Raw genomic sequence first — 14,681 nt, forward strand, 5'->3', positions numbered from 1 at the left:
CTGCTGTGCCCTGCCGCTGCGGGTTCTCGGCCCTCCGGGCGCGCATCCCTCACGCGAGGTAATCCGCGCGTACCACTGCGATTGCGGCAGGCGAACTCCAGCATTCGCACCGCCTTCGGCGGGCATCTCGAGCGAATCCCGCGCACCCTGTGCGAGATTTCGCCCGAAGAGAGCCTCCCCTATTCCCTATTCCCTGCCCTTACCACCCCATCCCCGTCACCGCCTGGAAAAGCGCGAACGGCAGGCTGAAGCTCTCCCGGATCAGGTGCTTGCGTTCCTCGCCGCGGTTTTCGGAGATGGGGCTGGTGCGCGTCGGCGACGTGTATCCGTCGATGCCGAACTGCCGCGACAGCAGCTTGAGGCGCAGCATGTGGAACGGGTCGCTCACCATGAGCGCCGTCGTGAGCTCGCGCGTCTTCATCATCGCGGCCACGGACGACATCGACTCCACCGTGGTCATCCCCGTGTTCTCAATCAGGATGTCGCGGCGGGGAACGCCCTGCCGCACGGCATAGCGCCGGCTGACCTCCGCCTCGCTCACGGTGTCGCCCGGTGCCTGGCCGCCGGTCATGATCATCCGCGGCGCCATCCCCTTCTTGTACAGGTCGATGGCGTGGTCCAGCCGCGCCCGCAGCACCGGGGAGGGGCGCCCGTCGTACTGTGCGGCGCCCAGCACCACGATGGCGTCCGCCTTGCGGGCTTCGTTGCGCCGCCCGTAGACGTGAATGGCGGCTACGGTGAGCGCCCAGCACGCCGCCAGCACCAGGCACAGCGCCACCAGCCGCCGCACGATACGTACGGGGAGCGGCGCACGCGTGCGGGCCGGCCGCTCCGGGGCGCGAAGCGGCTCCCGCGGATCGGGTTCGTCGGGCCCGCGCCCGCCCGCGACGGTGGCGTCCGGTTCCGGGGGCTGGTTCACGTCAGGCCCGCTGCAGCAGCCGCTCGCGCAGCAGCGGCGGGCCCAGGTCGGACTTCAGGAACTCTTCCGAGGCTTCCGGGCCGGCGTTCAGGCAGTCCTCCACCTCGGCCACCAGCGCGCCGTCGCTGCTGTCGGCGGCCGCTTCCGCGCGGGCGAACGCCTCCCACGCGGGGTCTTCCCACCCCTGCGCGCCCATGGCCAGCGCGGCCAGAAGCTGCACCTCCACGTCCTCCACCCGGTCCGCGGCGGCCTGGTGCAGCTGCTCGGCGCCTTCTTCCCCGCGCCCCGCGTCCACCAGCGCCAGCCCGAACAGCCCGCGCAGCCAGCTGTCGTCCGCCGTCAGCGACAGCGCTTCTTCCAGCGCATCGAGCCCGTTCGACGAACGGCCGGCGAGCAGGTAGGCGATGCCCAGTTCGGTCTGCACGCCCGCGTCTTCCGGCGCCAGGGTGCGCGCCGCTTCCAGTTCCGTGATGGCCTCGTTGTACAGCCCTTCGCGGGACAGGTACGCGCCGTAGGACAGGCGGGCGAAGGGAAAGTCGGGCGCGGTGAGCGCGGCCAGGCGCAGGGCGCCTTCGGCCGCGGGGTCGTCCAGCGCGGCCACGCCGCTCCCCGCCGCGGCCAGGATGAACGGGTCGGTGGGGCTCAGCGCCAGGGTGCGGCGGAACATGTCGTACGCCTCGGCCTCTTCGCCCAGGCGCTGCGCGGCAATGCCGATCCAGCAGAGCAGGAGCGCATTGTCGGGGTGCAGCTCCATTTCGCCCACGAGCATCTCGTGCGCCTCGGGCCAGCGGTCCTGCTCGCCCAGGGACTGCGCCTCGGTAATCAGCGCCTCCAGTTCCTCGCCGCTGTCCGCGGGCATTCCGTCCACCGTCAGATCATCCACCGCGTCGCGCTCCCCCGGTTGCAGAGTGTGTGGTCCAGCCGTCCAATGCTGCCCCCGCGCGGCGCCCGGCGCAAGGTGCGATCCAACGCTGTACAAAACGGACGCGCCCCGCGGCTCGCTGGGAACCGCGGGGCGCGCACCGCATGCCTGGGACGGGACTCGAACCCGTAAGGGCGTTGGCCCGGCAGATTTTAAGTCTGCTGTGTTTGCCGATTTCACCACCCAGGCGGCAATCCTCGCCGTAATCTAATCCCGATCCCGCGATTGATCCACGTCCGCCCGACCCTCCGTCCAATGCACTTCACCCGGAGCGAGCAACGGAGCGGGGCCGTTGAACGAGGACGATCATGCCACGCAGAGGAGCAGAGTTTCAACGGGCGTTCGGTCCCTCTCCCCTGTTCCCTATTCCCTATTCCCTATTCCCTATTCCCTGCAGTTCCCCCTCCCCACACGCCTGACGCAGACGGCGCAGATTGTCCGCCACGCTCCCCTTCGCGTTGTAGACGGCGGAACCCGCGACGACCACGCTCGCCCCCGCGGCCTTCACCTGTGCGATGGTGTCCGGCGCCACGCCGCCATCCACTTCCAGTTCCACGTGCCCCAGGCCGCGCCCATCCAGCAGGGCGCGGATTCGGCGGATGCGCTCCGTGCTGCCGGGGATGTACGACTGCCCGCCGAAACCCGGGTTGACGGACATCACCAGTACCAGGTCCACGTCTGGCAGGATCTCGGTGATCATCTCCAGCGAGGTGGCGGGGTTCAGCGTCACGCCGGGGTGCACGCCGAGTTCGCGGATCTGCTGAACCGTGCGGTGCAGGTGCGGCGACGTTTCCACGTGCACGGTGAGATAGTCGGCGCCGGCGTCCGCAAAGGCGGCCAGGTAGCGCTCCGGCCGCTCGATCATCAGGTGCACGTCGATGGGGAGCGACGTGGCCTTGCGCGCCGCCGCCGCGATCAGCGGCCCGATGGTGATGTTGGGGACAAAGTGCCCGTCCATCACGTCCACGTGAATCCAGTCCGCCCCGCCCCGCTCCGCCTCCTGAATCTGCTCCGCCAGCCGCCCGAAGTCCGCGGACAGAATGGAGGGCGCGATCTTGATGGCGCTCATCGCGCTCCCTCCCGCTGGCGCACGCGCACGCCGTCCGCGCCCGCGATCACCACCGCCGTCGCCATTCCCAGGAACAGGCCGCACTCCAGGATCCCCGGCCGCATCAGCAGCGCGCGCTCCAGCGCCTCCGGGTCCGCGATGCCGTCCGCAAAGTGGCAGTCGAAGATGCCCCCGCCGCCGTCCGTCACCACCGGCGCACCGTCCTTTTCGCGCAGCACCGGCCGCGCGCCCAGCCCGCGCAGAAAGTCCACCTGAATGGCGGCGCCGAACGGGTCCACCTCCACCGGCAACGGCGCGCGGGTGCCCAGGCGGTCCACCACCTTGGTGTCGTCCGCCACGATCACCAGTTCGCGCGAGGCCGCGGCCACGATCTTTTCCCGCAGCAGCGCCGCGCCCAGCCCCTTGATGAGCCGCAGTTGCGGATCCACCTCGTCCGCGCCGTCGATGGTCAGGTCCACCCGGGGCCGCTCGTCCAGCGTAGCCAGCGGAATGCCCAGCCCGCGGGCGCGCACGGTGGTGTCCTCGGACGTGGGGACGCCCACGATGCCGGCCCACTCGCCGGCGGCGCGGCGCTCCGCGATCACGTCCAGCAGATGGCGCACGGTGCTCCCCGTGCCCAGCCCCACCGTCATCCCGTCGCGAATCCACTCCGCCGCGCGCTCGGCGGCCCGCCGCTTCAGCGCTTCCGTATCCATCGTCTGCACCCGTCCGGCTCCTGGCATCCAAGGGGGTTTGGCGAGCGGCCAACCTATCACCCGGCCCCGCGCGGCGCGACGGGGGCGGATGCAGAGACCCCGGACGCAGCGGCTGCGTCCGGGGTCCGGGTCCATCCCTGAAGCGGTGGCGGTCAGCTCTCGCCCGCGCCCTGCCAGCCGAACTCGCGCACCTGCCCGGAGCGGCACTCCGTGCGCACCCCGCCGTACAGCCAGTACGGGCTGTCCTGCACGCAGGTGCGCGGCGTCTCGCTCACGATGCGGTCAAACGCGCTCACCGCAAAGACCGGTTCGGCGGAAAAGTCGCCCACCGCGTCGCTGAACCGCAGCCGCACGGCGATGTCGCTCCCCACCGTGCGGTGCTGGCCGCCGCCGGCCTGCGTCTCGTACCCGTCGTTCCAGCTCCAGTACGTTTCCTGCCCGGCCACGTTGTCCCAGCGCCGCAGGAAGCCTACCGAATGGTACGTCACCGTGCCGGAGAACCGCGTGTAGCCAAAGGTGGTGCTCCCCTGCAGCCCCGCCCCCGTGCTGCACACGTACAGGTGGCCGCCCTGGTCGGCGATCATCTGGTCGGCGCAAAGGCGGCCGGATCCGTCGGCCGCGGCCTCCAGCCCGGTCCAGTCGTTCGCCTGCCAGAGCGATCCGCCGGAGCGGATTTCCAGCGTGCCGCGAACAGGGAAGGCAGTGGCGCGCGGCAGCGTGCCCACCAGCGACAGCGTCTGCTCGCGCGTGCCGTCGGTGACGCGCGAATCATACTCCTGGTGCGTGCCGGCCGCATCGCGCCAGTTGTAGTCCCACAGCGCGAGCGTCTGCACCGTGCGGTCCGCAAAGGTAACGCGCGACGAAGCGGCCGGGTTGGGCTGCAGCACGCTCACCGTGCCGCTGTCCGAAGCCCCGTTCAGGCGCACTTCCAGCAGCGGCGTGCCGGGCTCCAGAAAGGTGTAGGTAAAGGCGCAGGTCACCGCGTCGCCCGCATCCACCCAGATGTTCTGCGCCGCGTCCACCCGCACCCCGTCCACGTACAGCGAGCACCCGGTGTAGTCGCCCGCGTCACCGTTCTGCTCGCGCACGGTCGCCGTCACCACCGCCGGAACCCCCACCAGCACCTGCGCCGGAAGGTTCAGGTCCACGGTCAGCGCCGCCCGCAGGCTTACCGTCTCCGTGAGCGTCACCACGTCCGTACGCCGGCCGTCGATGCCGCGCACGTTGGCCTGCACCTCCAGCCGCGTTCCGCGCGGCAGGCCGCGGAAGGTGAAGGTCGCGAGGCCGGTGGACGACGGGTCCTTGTAGTTCTGGGTGAACAGGCGCTCGCCCCGGGGGCCGGTCGCCTTGATCTGCACCTTGCTCAGCTGGCCGGGCGCCACGGACAGGTTGTCCAGGCTGCCGGTGGTGAGGGTGAGCGTGGTGACGCCGTCCGCGCCCATCGACGCGCGCCCTGCCAGCGTGGCGGAACCGGAGCGGCCGGTGGCGGGGCGCACCCCCGTGTCGCGGTACTTGCCGCCGTGCAGCCCGCGCGCAAGCACGGGGTCTGCACCCTGGCCGGCGTGGGCGTGGGGAGCGACGGCGTCGCCGGAGCAGGCGGCCGCGAGCACCAGAATGCCCGGCAGCACCAGACGGCGGGTGGAGGAGAGACGAACCATGGGACGCGTACGGGGAGCGTGGTTGTGCTCTCCTTCGGCGGCCGGGCTGTCTCAGAGAGACCCCTAGCTTTGCGGACCGGCCTCGCGACCGGGGTGCCGTTTCGGGATGGTGAAAGCGTGGCCGGGCGCAGAGGCAAGCGCCATGCCCTGCGACAGCCTTGGGTAGCAGTGTGCGCCCAATATAATCGGCTGCACTCCGGATGCAAGCCTCTTGTTCCGCGCGCGCCAATCCCTTGCCGGCGTTCGGCTTGGCGTCACGCCCCGGGGTTCCGGGCCAGGGCCCAGACCACGATGGGGTACTCCGGCTCGTTGTGCATCGGGTGCAGGTGCCGGTTGAACAGGATGAACTCGCGCTTCAGGGTGGCGAGCAGGCATTGGCGGTTGCCCCACGACCCCGTGACCGTGGTGTCCGCGGGAAAGCCGTGGTCTTCCAGAAAGAAGCGCATCCCCTGCTCCGTCCAGCGCCCCGTGTCGATGGGGTCCGGGTGCACCTTGTAGAGGAAGGGGGTCACGACGAGCAGCAGCCCGCCCGGCCGCAGCATCGCCCGCGCGTTGCGGACGGCCCTGCCCGGCTCGCGCAGGTGCTCCAGGATGTGCTCCATGATGACGACGTCGAACGTCTCCGGCAGCACGTCCGCGCAGATGTCGAACTCCGGGTAGCTCGTGCTGCGATGCGAGCGGAACGGGTCTGCCCGCCACACGTTCCCGGAAATCTCCAGCGCGTCGAGTGTGGGCGGGTCGTACGGCCGCAGCAGTGCGCGCACGGCCTCGTCCGCCGCCTTCCGCGTCCAGATGGTGGGCTCAAACCCCAGCGCCGAGCGCACCCGCGAGCTTTCGCGCAGCGACGACCACAGCGGCGTCCGGCGGGCGATGTTCCGTAGGGGGCCGATCATGGTTTGCTTCAGAGTGGGGAGGTCAGGGCGCCGTCATCGCGCGGGTCTCCTCCGCCTCCCGCGGGCGGGGATAGCGGGAGCGCAGGCGCAGAAACGGCTGCTCGTACAGGTGAAAGCTCGCCATCGCGGCGAGCACGCTGGCGGCCATCAGCATCGACACGAAGCCAAACATGGCCGGCAGTTCCCACGCGGTGCCGCGGAACCGCGCGGGAGACACGCCCGCCAGGTACGCCGCCGCGATCACCGGCACGTGCAGCATGTACAGGCCGTAGCTGTAGCGCCCCAGAAAGCGCAGTCCCCCCGTTTCGAGCAGGCGGACCCCGCCCCATCCCTCCGGCGCCACCGCCATCACCAGCACCGCGCCGAACAGCAGCGCCAGCGCGGAGTACCCGGCCACGAGCATGTACGGGCCCGCGGGGTTGAAGCCCGCCGGGGTCGCCGCCGCCCCCGCGATCACGCACAGGGCGAGCACTCCGGCCAGCGGCGCCCGGCGCCGCAGCGCCGCCAATCCCCTCCCCTCCCTCGCGCCGCGGATCATCAGCGCGAGGGCGCCGCCCACCGCCAGCCCGTCGATCCGCCCCGGCGTCTGGAAATAGACCGAGCGCAGGTCATCAGCCATGAGCACGCCGGCGACGCGGTACACCAGCGCGCCGGCCATCAGGACGCAGCAGACCCGCAGCGCCCGGGCGGGGGAAAGGAAGAAGATGACGAGCGGCCACACCAGGTAGAACTGCTCCTCGATGGCCAGGCTCCACAGGTGCGCACAGAAGCGGATGGCCTCCGTGCGCAGCGGCGAGAGGTTCTGCAGAAAGAGCCAGTACGGAAGCTGCTGCTCCACCGGCGTAGCGTAGGCCCGCGCGCCGGCGAGCCAGGGCACGGCGAACAGCAGCGCCACGAAGCCGAAGTAGAGGGGCAGAATGCGCAGCGCACGGCGTGCGTAGAACGAGCGGTACCGGTCCGCGCGGTCCCGCGTGTCCGCCAGAATGCCGGTGATCAGGAATCCGGAGAGCACAAAGAACAGGTCCACCCCCGCCCACCCGAAGTGAAAGGCGTGCTTCAGCACCCGTCCCGCGGCGCCGGACGGCTCCGGGAGCGCGTCCGCGAAGTGCAGCATCAGCACGGCCAGAACGGCGCACCCGCGCAGCCCGTCCAGCGCGGGAATGTGGGCTGCGGAAACCGGCGGGGTGGATGACGCCATGCGCGCGGGGGAGGAGGTACGTTCGGCGGGCCGCGCCGGCAAGGATCCGCTCAGGGCGGGGTGCGGCTCAGGATGACGAGCTTCTGCCAGATCTTTCCGCTCAGCCCCGTCGTGAGCGCCTCCACCTCGTCCACCGCGGCCAGCACCACGGGGTCGTCCAGCGTCTGCGCGTACAGCGCGGCCAGCTTGCTGTTCAGCGCCAGCAGTTCGCTGCAGTAGTCCAGGTAGCGGGCCAGCTCGTAGCGGTTCAGCGTGCGCCGCGGCGAGGAGGGCGTGTCGCCGCGCGCCGCGCCCCCGCTGTGCCGGTCCGGGTCCTTGGTCAGCTGGTGCATGTCCACGATGTGGGCCACCGCGCGAAGCTCGCGCAGCGCCGCCAGCGCCCGGCGCCGCTTCAGGCGGCCTTCTACCGTGAGCAGAAACAGCACCGCCAGCCCCAGAAGGACCACGTCGTTGATGGCCGCCTCAGCCACCTGCAGCAGCTCGGGGAGCGACATCCCCTGCGGGCGCACATCCACCCGCGCGGCGATCCCCGCCAGCAGCGCCGCCAGAAAGAGCAGGACCAGCGCCACGGCGATGCGAACCCCCGGCACGGGGCGGCGCACCCACTGCACCGTCTGCACCGTACGGCTGGTGATCCCCAGCATGTCGCGCGCGAGCCGGCCCAGCCCGCTGCCGGGAAAGCGCTCCTCAATGCGGTCGCCCAACGCCCGCACCGTCTCCGTGATGCGTTCGGGGTCCAGGCGAGGGCCGCCGAGCGCCGGCGATGGATGCGGAGGCTCGTGCAGGGAAAGCGGCGGCTGAGGCATGCGGAAGGCGGACGGGGGCATTCCGGCCGGGCGCCGGGAGGGGCATGGTAGGCCCGCGGGCGTCCTCCGGCAACCCGTACCCCGCCAGCGGCGGCGCGGACCGCGAATTGCTGCCGTAGCAGGTTGGCAGAACAAAGCGTCGATGTGCGTTGTGATGCATGCTCCGCGCGCGCGATGCACGCCGGGGCCCCACCGCGGCGGCCCGGCTTCCCGCCCGCGGCCGCGACACCCTTTCTTCCGGGCGCATCCCGCTCCCGGAACCGGGCGGAAGGCTTCCGCCAGCCACCGACCTCCCCCGAGGCGCCCATGCGCTACCTCACCCTTGCGGCGGCCGTCTGCCTGACCGGCTGCGCGGGAATGAAGTCCACCGTCTCCGCCCCCGACGAGGAACTCCGGTCCGTGGTGCGGCTTCACACCGCGCGCGGCGTGCGCGACCTGGAACTCACCCGCCGGACCTTCGACCAGCCCAGGTTCGTCCGCATGCAGTGGGACGCGGGGCTGGCCGCCCTGCCCGCCGTGTACGAGCAGCTCGGCATTCCCTCGGCCGCGATGCTGAACCAGGACGACCAGCTGTTCGGCCGGCGGTACATGCGCACCCGCCACTCGCTGGGCGGCGTACGCATGTCGCGCTACCTGAACTGCGGAAGCACCTTCGTGGCCGGCCCCGACACCTATGAGCTGACCCTCACCGTCATGACTACCCTGCGGCCCACGGGCGGGGGAAGCATGGTGCGCACCTGGGTGGATGCCACCGGGCGCGACCCGGCGGGGAGCGGCACCCAGCCGGTGCAGTGCTCCAGCACCGGGCTGCTGGAGCGGGAGATCGTCCGCCTGCTGAACAGCGGAGGGGCGCCGCCCGCCTCATCCGTGCGCTGACCGGAAGAAACCTGTCGAAGGCGGGAAATCGCGAGAGAGGGGCAGCCGCATCAACCGGCTGCCCCTCTCTTTGTGCTCCGCACTCTCGAGCTTCGTACATGCACGGCGGCCAGGATGCGCCGCGGGAGACCCGTCGGAAGCCGTAGCAGAATCCGTGGGACCCCGGATCACTCGCGGTCATGGCTGTACGTCGAACGGCCCCCCTGCGGAGTACGCGTCGGGCGCGGCACAACAGGGGACGCGCATGGATTGGGACGGACAGCCGGGAGAACCGCGAGCACCCCGTTCACGCTGCGCGCCTGAGGATCTGCCGCCGCCCGTGTCCGGCCCGGGTCCCCCGGCCGCGCGAACGCGAACGGGGGGGCTGCCATAAGCAGCCCCCCCGTTCCGTCTTTCCAGCCGTCCGGCCCGCCGCGCGCGGCGGGCCGGCGCCTTGATCAGGGCTTGTAGTTCGGGTTGCCCGTGATCTCGGCCTGCGTCGGAACGAAGCAGGTGCTGGTGCCGTAGGCTCCACGCGACGCGGTCGGGTGGTTGCCGGTCGGGTAGAAGTTCAGGTTGTACAGACGGATGTACCGGCGCAGGTCGCCCTGGCGATGGCCGTCCAGGAAGAAGTCGCGGCGGCGCTGGTCGATCAGGAACGCCAGGTACTCCGCATCCGACGCGCCGGCCGCCAGCACCGGCTGCCCGGCGTACACGCCCGCCTGCGCGCGCGTGTTCAGGAACGCGATGTTCGCCGCGTTCCGGCCCTCGGCCTCAGCCTGAATGTAGCGCGCCTCGAGGCCCGACGAGATCCGGATGGAAGCCTCGCGGGTGAACGCCGCGCCCGTGCCCACCGCGCCGGTGCTCACGAAGCCGCTGAACGAGGGCGGCTGGAACGGGGCAAACAGCACCGTGGCCGCGTCGTGGCCCGTGCCGCCCGCCAGGTTGTAGCGGACGCGCACGTCGTTCAGGTTACGGAACGCGATGTCCACGCCCAGGTTGCGCTGCGAGCCAATCGCCGACGCCTGGAAAACGTTGTTGCTGTTCGTGATGTCGTAGAACGAACGCATCTCGAACGCCAGGGGCACCTGCGCCGCGAACGCCGCCGCCTGGGCCTTTTCGCCCAGGTTCAGGTGCGCGCGCGCAGCCGTCACGCGGGCAAAGTTGATCATCGAGTCCGCGCGCGCCGCAAGTCCGCCCGCCGCCCGGAACGCCGTCGCCGTGGCGATGGCGCTGTTGGCGCGGGTGATCGCGATGCGGAACAGCGAGTCCGACGACACCGCGGCCTGCTTGGGATCCACCGGCGCCTCGCACAGGAACTCGCCCATGAGCGCGTAGGTCAGCGCGCCGTAGGCCTGCACCCGGGCCAGGCCCAGCGAGCGGTCCGCCGTGTCGGGCCCGATGCGGCGCAGGCGCGCCTCGAAGCTGTCCGCCGCCGCGCGGGTGAACTCCAGCGGCGGGTACACTTCGGGACCGGAGTTGATCTTGTCGATCTGGCGCAGGTCAATGCGCTGCACCGTCTCGAAGTTGTTGCCCGTCACCGCCTCGTCGGTCACCACCGCGCTGATGAGCGCGAGGTCGTCGTAGGCGGCCTGGAACCGGCCCACCACGCCGTTCACCAGCACCGGAACGACCGCGGGGTCGTTCAGGTCTTCGGCGGCGTAGGTAGCCGGGTTGTCCACGTCCAGCAGGGAGTTGCACCCGGCCGCCACACCTGCCAGTCCGAAGACCAGCAGGGCGCGGGCGGAAGCCTTCCCGGAGAGTGAAACTCGCATGATCTCTTCCGTTTACGTGTTTAGAAGCGGACGGTGATCGACGCCGTGACACGCCGCGAGGGCGGTACCGCGTTGGTCTCGGCCAGCAGGAAGTCGCTGTTGTCGGCGTTGACCTCGGGATCCACGCCGGTGTAGTCCGTCCACGTGAACAGGTTGCGGCCCGCCAGCGAGAACACCACGCCGTCCGTGCCGAAGCGCTGCGTGAAGCGCGACGGGAGCGAGTAGCTCGCCGAAACCTCGCGCAGCTTCACGAAGTCGGTCTTCTCGATGTACTGGGCACCGCCGCCCGTGAGCTTCATGTCGTACACCAGCGAGTCGGCCTGCGAGGAGGTGCTTCGCAGAAGCACTTCCTGCACCAGACGGTCCATGGTGCGCGTGCGCCGCGTGAGGTTCAGCTGGTACCCGCCGCCCTGACGGTCGAACTGGAAGCCCAGGCGCAGGTTGCGCATGATGCGGAAGCTGTTGTCCCACGACAGGGTGTTGGTGGGCAGCGAGCCGCCGAAGTACACCGTGTCGTTGGCGATGATGGCGCCGCGCGGGAAGTTCGCCGTGGGGGTGCCGCGGCGGATGTTGCCGCTGGCGTCAAGCGACGGAACCGTGCCGAACAGCTGGCCCAGCGGACGGCCTTCGGCCAGGATCACGCCCGTGCCGGCCACGCTGAAGCCCGAGAAGATCGGGTCCGAACGAACGCCGCCGAAGCTCACCAGGCGGTTCCGCAGCGTGGAGCCCGTGATGCGGCTTTCCCACGTGAAGTTGCGCGCCTCGATGGGCAGAAGGCTCAGGGTGAGCTCGGTGCCGCGGTTGTTGATGGTGCCCACGTTCTGGTTCACCGCGCCCGGGAAGCCGCCGGAGGGCGGGTTGGGAACGGGGATCAGCGCGTCGTTGGTGGTCTTGTTGTAGTACGTGAAGTCCACCGCCACGCGGCCGTTGAGCAGCGAACCGTCAAAGCCCAGCTCGTACTCTTCGCCCTGCTCGGCCGCCAGGTTCGGGTTGCCGTAGGTGTTGGCGAAGAAGCCCTGGCCCACCACCGCGCCGGCCTCGTTGGTGATCACGGCGCTGGGAACGAAGGTCTGCTCGGCCGAGTACGGCGCGGGCGCGTTACCGGCCCGGCCCCACGCCGCGCGCAGGCGGAACTGGTCCACGCCCGGCACGTTGAAGAAGGGCTCTTCCGAGATCACGTACGAAGCGCCCAGCTTGGGGTACAGCGCGTACTCCTGCTCGCTGCCGAACGCCGAGTTGCGGTCGTTGCGCAGACCCGCCGTCAGGAACAGCCGGTCACGCCAGCCCACCGTCTCCTGCGCAAAGAAGCCGATCGTGCGCTGGTCCTGGTAGGTTTCGTTGCCGGTGTTGGTGGAGCCGGTGCCCAGCAGGGTCACGCTGCCCGGCGCGAAGCCGTACGAGGTGCCCTGGATGTAGCCGAAGCGGGTGGAGATCAGCTGGCTGCCGAACGTAAGCGTCGACGAGAAGTCGCGCGGCAGGTCGTTGGTGATGGTACCCGCATAGTCCACCGTGTACAGGCGGTCCAGCGGGCGGATCTGCTGGCGCAGGCCCGTGGCGGCCGTCAGGCCGAAGGGGCAGCGGCCGGCACCGCACTGCGGAGACTGCGCAACGCCGACTTCGTCGCGGGCGTAGAACTCCTGGCTGGTGCGGCTGTTGTAGTCAAAACCGCCGGCGAGCCGGTTCTGGAACCAGGTGAACGGCTGCCAGCGCACGATGCCCGACAGCAGGAAGCGGTCGGCCTCGGTGCGGTTGTCGAACGCGTTGATCTCGGCGGGGCTCAGGTTGAGCCAGCCCACCTGGTACGGGTTCAGACGGCCCGGCGTGGCGCGGTTCGCGTTGCGCGTAAGGCCGCTGGACGCGTTGTCGGACAGCGGCAGGGTGTTTTCCGTGCGCGCGTAGCCGATGTTGACGTTGGCGTCCAGCTTGTCGGAGGGCGCCACGGTGAAGTTGGCGCGGCCCGAGATGCGGCTGAACTCGTTGTTGTAGACGACGCCGCTGTTGTCGTCCATGTTGCCGCTCAGGAAGAACCCGAAGCGCTCGCCGCCGCCGGTGGCGTTCACCGAGTAGGTGCGCAGCTGGCCCGTGCGCAGCGCGCCCGGATCCGAGCGGAGCAGGTCGGACGTGATGTAGTTGTTGGGCGTCACGCCCGCGCAGCCCGGGTACGTCGTGTTGACGATGTTGCGCCCGGCGCTGTCCACGCGGCCCTGCGTGCAGAGCGTGTAGTTGGTGAAGGTGCGCCCGTGGAACTCCTGCTCGCCGTAGGAGACGCGGCCCAGCACCTGAATGCGCTGCTGGCCGGCACGGCCCTTCTTGGTGGTGATGCTGATCACGCCGTTGGCGGCGTCGGCGCCGTACAGCGTCGAGGCGGCGGGGCCCTTGATGACCTCGATGCTCTCGATGTCGGCCGGGTGGATCGCGTCCGAAGCGGACTGCGAAGCGCCGCCCACGCCGAAGATCGTCTGGCTCGCGCCGTTCATGCGCACGCCGTCGATCACGTAGATGGGCGAGGAGCCGGCGTTGATGGAGCTGATGCCGCGGATGCGCACGCGGGGCGAGGTGCCCTCGGTGCCCGACTGCGTCATCACCTGCACGCCCGGCACGCGCGACTGCAGCACGGCGGTGACGTTGGTGATGGCGGAGTTGTTCTCCACGACCTCGGCCGTGCGGATGGTGCTCACCGAGTTGGGCACTTCGCGGCGGGTGGCCTGCCCGGTGGGCGAGCCCGTCACCACGACGGCGTCAAGCGCCAGCGCCTGCTCGGCGATCTGGAAGTTCTGCGTCAGGGTGGCCCCGTTCAGGGTCACCGTGGCCGACTGCGTGCCGTAGCCGATGGCGCTGGCCCGCAGGGTGACCGTGCTCCCCGAGGCGCCGCTGACGCCCAGGCGGTAGGCGCCGGTGTTGTCGGTCAGCGCGCCGGTGGTGGTGCCCGCAACCACGACGCGGGCCGACGAGACGGGCTGGCCGTTGGGCCCGCGCACCGTTCCCGTGATGGTGGTGCGTGCCTGGGCACTCAGTGCCGCAGGCGCCCCGAGCAGCAGCGCGGCTGCCGCAAGGGACAAGATGGATCGCATCCGGACGGAGAACATCATGTAGTCCCAGTCGTTAGGGTACTTGCGGAACACACGGGGCCGCGGGGCGGTCCCCATGCCGGACAACACAGAGGAGCGGTGGATTGAACCTCCTTCGAGGGGTGGACAAACATCTGGATCAAGCCCTCGCGGGCCGCGCGCGCACCGGAGAGCGCGAAAGAGGCGGATCCGAACCGGGGCAGCCTCTCGCGGCGTGTGCCGTAACCTGTTGAAGAACGTACAGGTTGCGAGATCGTGACAGACCGGCTTGCGACTGGCCGTGACCGGAATGCCGGTCGTTCGATCAACTGTTCGGTGTGAGGCTGTATACGGTAGAGTGAAGGTGGCATTTGCGCAAGTCTTCCGCCCCCCCGGATTGGACACCGCCGGCCGCGCCGCAACCCTAAGCCGAGTTGCCGGAACCGCTTGCGGCTACAGCAGATGGGCTGTCCGCCCAGATCGGCGTCCGCAGATTTCTGAAACGCGATAGCCCCAAATGGACGGTTGCATCCGGCCCCACACCGGCAATGGATCTGCGACGGTTGCACGGCCCGCGCTTTCTGCCCTTCCGGCGCCGCAGCGGGCGCCGGCTGCACGGGCCGGGAACCGCAGATTCGCGGCTCGTCCCCGGGGTGGCGGCGCCCCCCGGATGCCAAGTGTTTTGTCCTGTTCCGGTACGGGGCCCCCGCCGGCCGGCCGGGGAAGAAATCGGTATACGGGTCCATGGGCCCGCGGCGCCCTACTCCGCCGCCGCGGGGCGGCGCGGCGTGCCGGCGACGAGGGCGGCCACCGTGCGCATGTAGCTTTCCACGTCAAAGCGCTC

At 70.3% G+C, this 14,681-nt stretch carries 11 protein-coding genes, 1 tRNA gene and 1 riboswitch; of the genes, 1 reads left to right on the forward strand and 11 read right to left on the reverse strand.

The annotated features are described in order from the left end of the window. Window positions 1-199: 199 nt before the first annotated feature. From VF665_RS20185 to VF665_RS20225, 9 genes are all read right to left on the reverse strand, one after another. Complete coding sequence (locus VF665_RS20185; protein WP_331055266.1) at window positions 200-919, reverse strand: YdcF family protein; 720 nt, start codon at window positions 917-919, stop codon at window positions 200-202. A gap of 1 nt (window position 920) precedes the next feature. After that, window positions 921-1,802: a hypothetical protein gene (locus VF665_RS20190; protein ID WP_331055267.1), complete on the reverse strand. Its 882-nt coding sequence runs from the start codon at window positions 1,800-1,802 to the stop codon at window positions 921-923. Between the two features lie 144 nt (window positions 1,803-1,946). Next, window positions 1,947-2,030, reverse strand: a tRNA-Leu gene (locus VF665_RS20195). 181 nt (window positions 2,031-2,211) lie between these two features. Continuing rightward, window positions 2,212-2,910, reverse strand: coding sequence for a ribulose-phosphate 3-epimerase (gene rpe / locus VF665_RS20200; RefSeq protein ID WP_331055268.1), 699 nt, complete (start codon window positions 2,908-2,910; stop codon window positions 2,212-2,214). Next, entirely contained in the window at window positions 2,907-3,605 is a 699-nt protein-coding gene (gene rpiA, locus VF665_RS20205) for a ribose-5-phosphate isomerase RpiA (protein WP_331055276.1), read from the reverse strand. Before rpiA ends, rpe begins: the two co-directional genes overlap by 4 nt. A 152-nt stretch (window positions 3,606-3,757) precedes the next feature. Then, window positions 3,758-5,263 (reverse strand): hypothetical protein, encoded by a 1,506-nt coding sequence (locus VF665_RS20210; RefSeq protein WP_331055269.1) that lies wholly within the window; start codon window positions 5,261-5,263, stop codon window positions 3,758-3,760. Between the two features lie 33 nt (window positions 5,264-5,296). Further along, a riboswitch (cyclic di-GMP riboswitch) is annotated at window positions 5,297-5,371 on the reverse strand. A 146-nt stretch (window positions 5,372-5,517) separates the two neighbouring features. After that, on the reverse strand, window positions 5,518-6,156 hold the full coding sequence (locus VF665_RS20215; RefSeq protein ID WP_331055270.1) for a class I SAM-dependent methyltransferase: 639 nt from the start codon (window positions 6,154-6,156) through the stop codon (window positions 5,518-5,520). Between the two features lie 22 nt (window positions 6,157-6,178). Beyond that, a complete protein-coding gene (locus VF665_RS20220; protein ID WP_331055271.1) occupies window positions 6,179-7,354 on the reverse strand; it encodes an acyltransferase in 1,176 nt (391 codons plus the stop codon). A gap of 50 nt (window positions 7,355-7,404) precedes the next feature. Further along, entirely contained in the window at window positions 7,405-8,160 is a 756-nt protein-coding gene (locus tag VF665_RS20225; RefSeq protein ID WP_331055272.1) for a hypothetical protein, read from the reverse strand. A gap of 306 nt (window positions 8,161-8,466) precedes the next feature. Here VF665_RS20225 and VF665_RS20230 point away from each other — a divergent pair, with 306 nt between their 5' ends. Further along, complete coding sequence (locus VF665_RS20230; protein ID WP_331055273.1) at window positions 8,467-9,036, forward strand: hypothetical protein; 570 nt, start codon at window positions 8,467-8,469, stop codon at window positions 9,034-9,036. 437 nt (window positions 9,037-9,473) lie between these two features. Here the strand turns inward: VF665_RS20230 and VF665_RS20235 are convergent, their stop codons facing one another. Both VF665_RS20235 and VF665_RS20240 read right to left on the reverse strand, forming a co-directional pair. Then, window positions 9,474-10,790 carry a hypothetical protein gene (locus VF665_RS20235; protein WP_331055274.1) on the reverse strand — a complete coding sequence of 439 codons (1,317 nt, stop codon included), beginning with the start codon at window positions 10,788-10,790 and terminating at the stop codon, window positions 9,474-9,476. A 20-nt stretch (window positions 10,791-10,810) separates the two neighbouring features. Beyond that, window positions 10,811-13,849 carry a SusC/RagA family TonB-linked outer membrane protein gene (locus VF665_RS20240; protein WP_331055275.1) on the reverse strand — a complete coding sequence of 1,013 codons (3,039 nt, stop codon included), beginning with the start codon at window positions 13,847-13,849 and terminating at the stop codon, window positions 10,811-10,813. Window positions 13,850-14,681: the final 832 nt, after the last annotated feature.

The sequence above is a fragment of the Longimicrobium sp. genome, from assembly GCF_036387355.1.
Classification (GTDB): domain Bacteria; phylum Gemmatimonadota; class Gemmatimonadetes; order Longimicrobiales; family Longimicrobiaceae; genus Longimicrobium.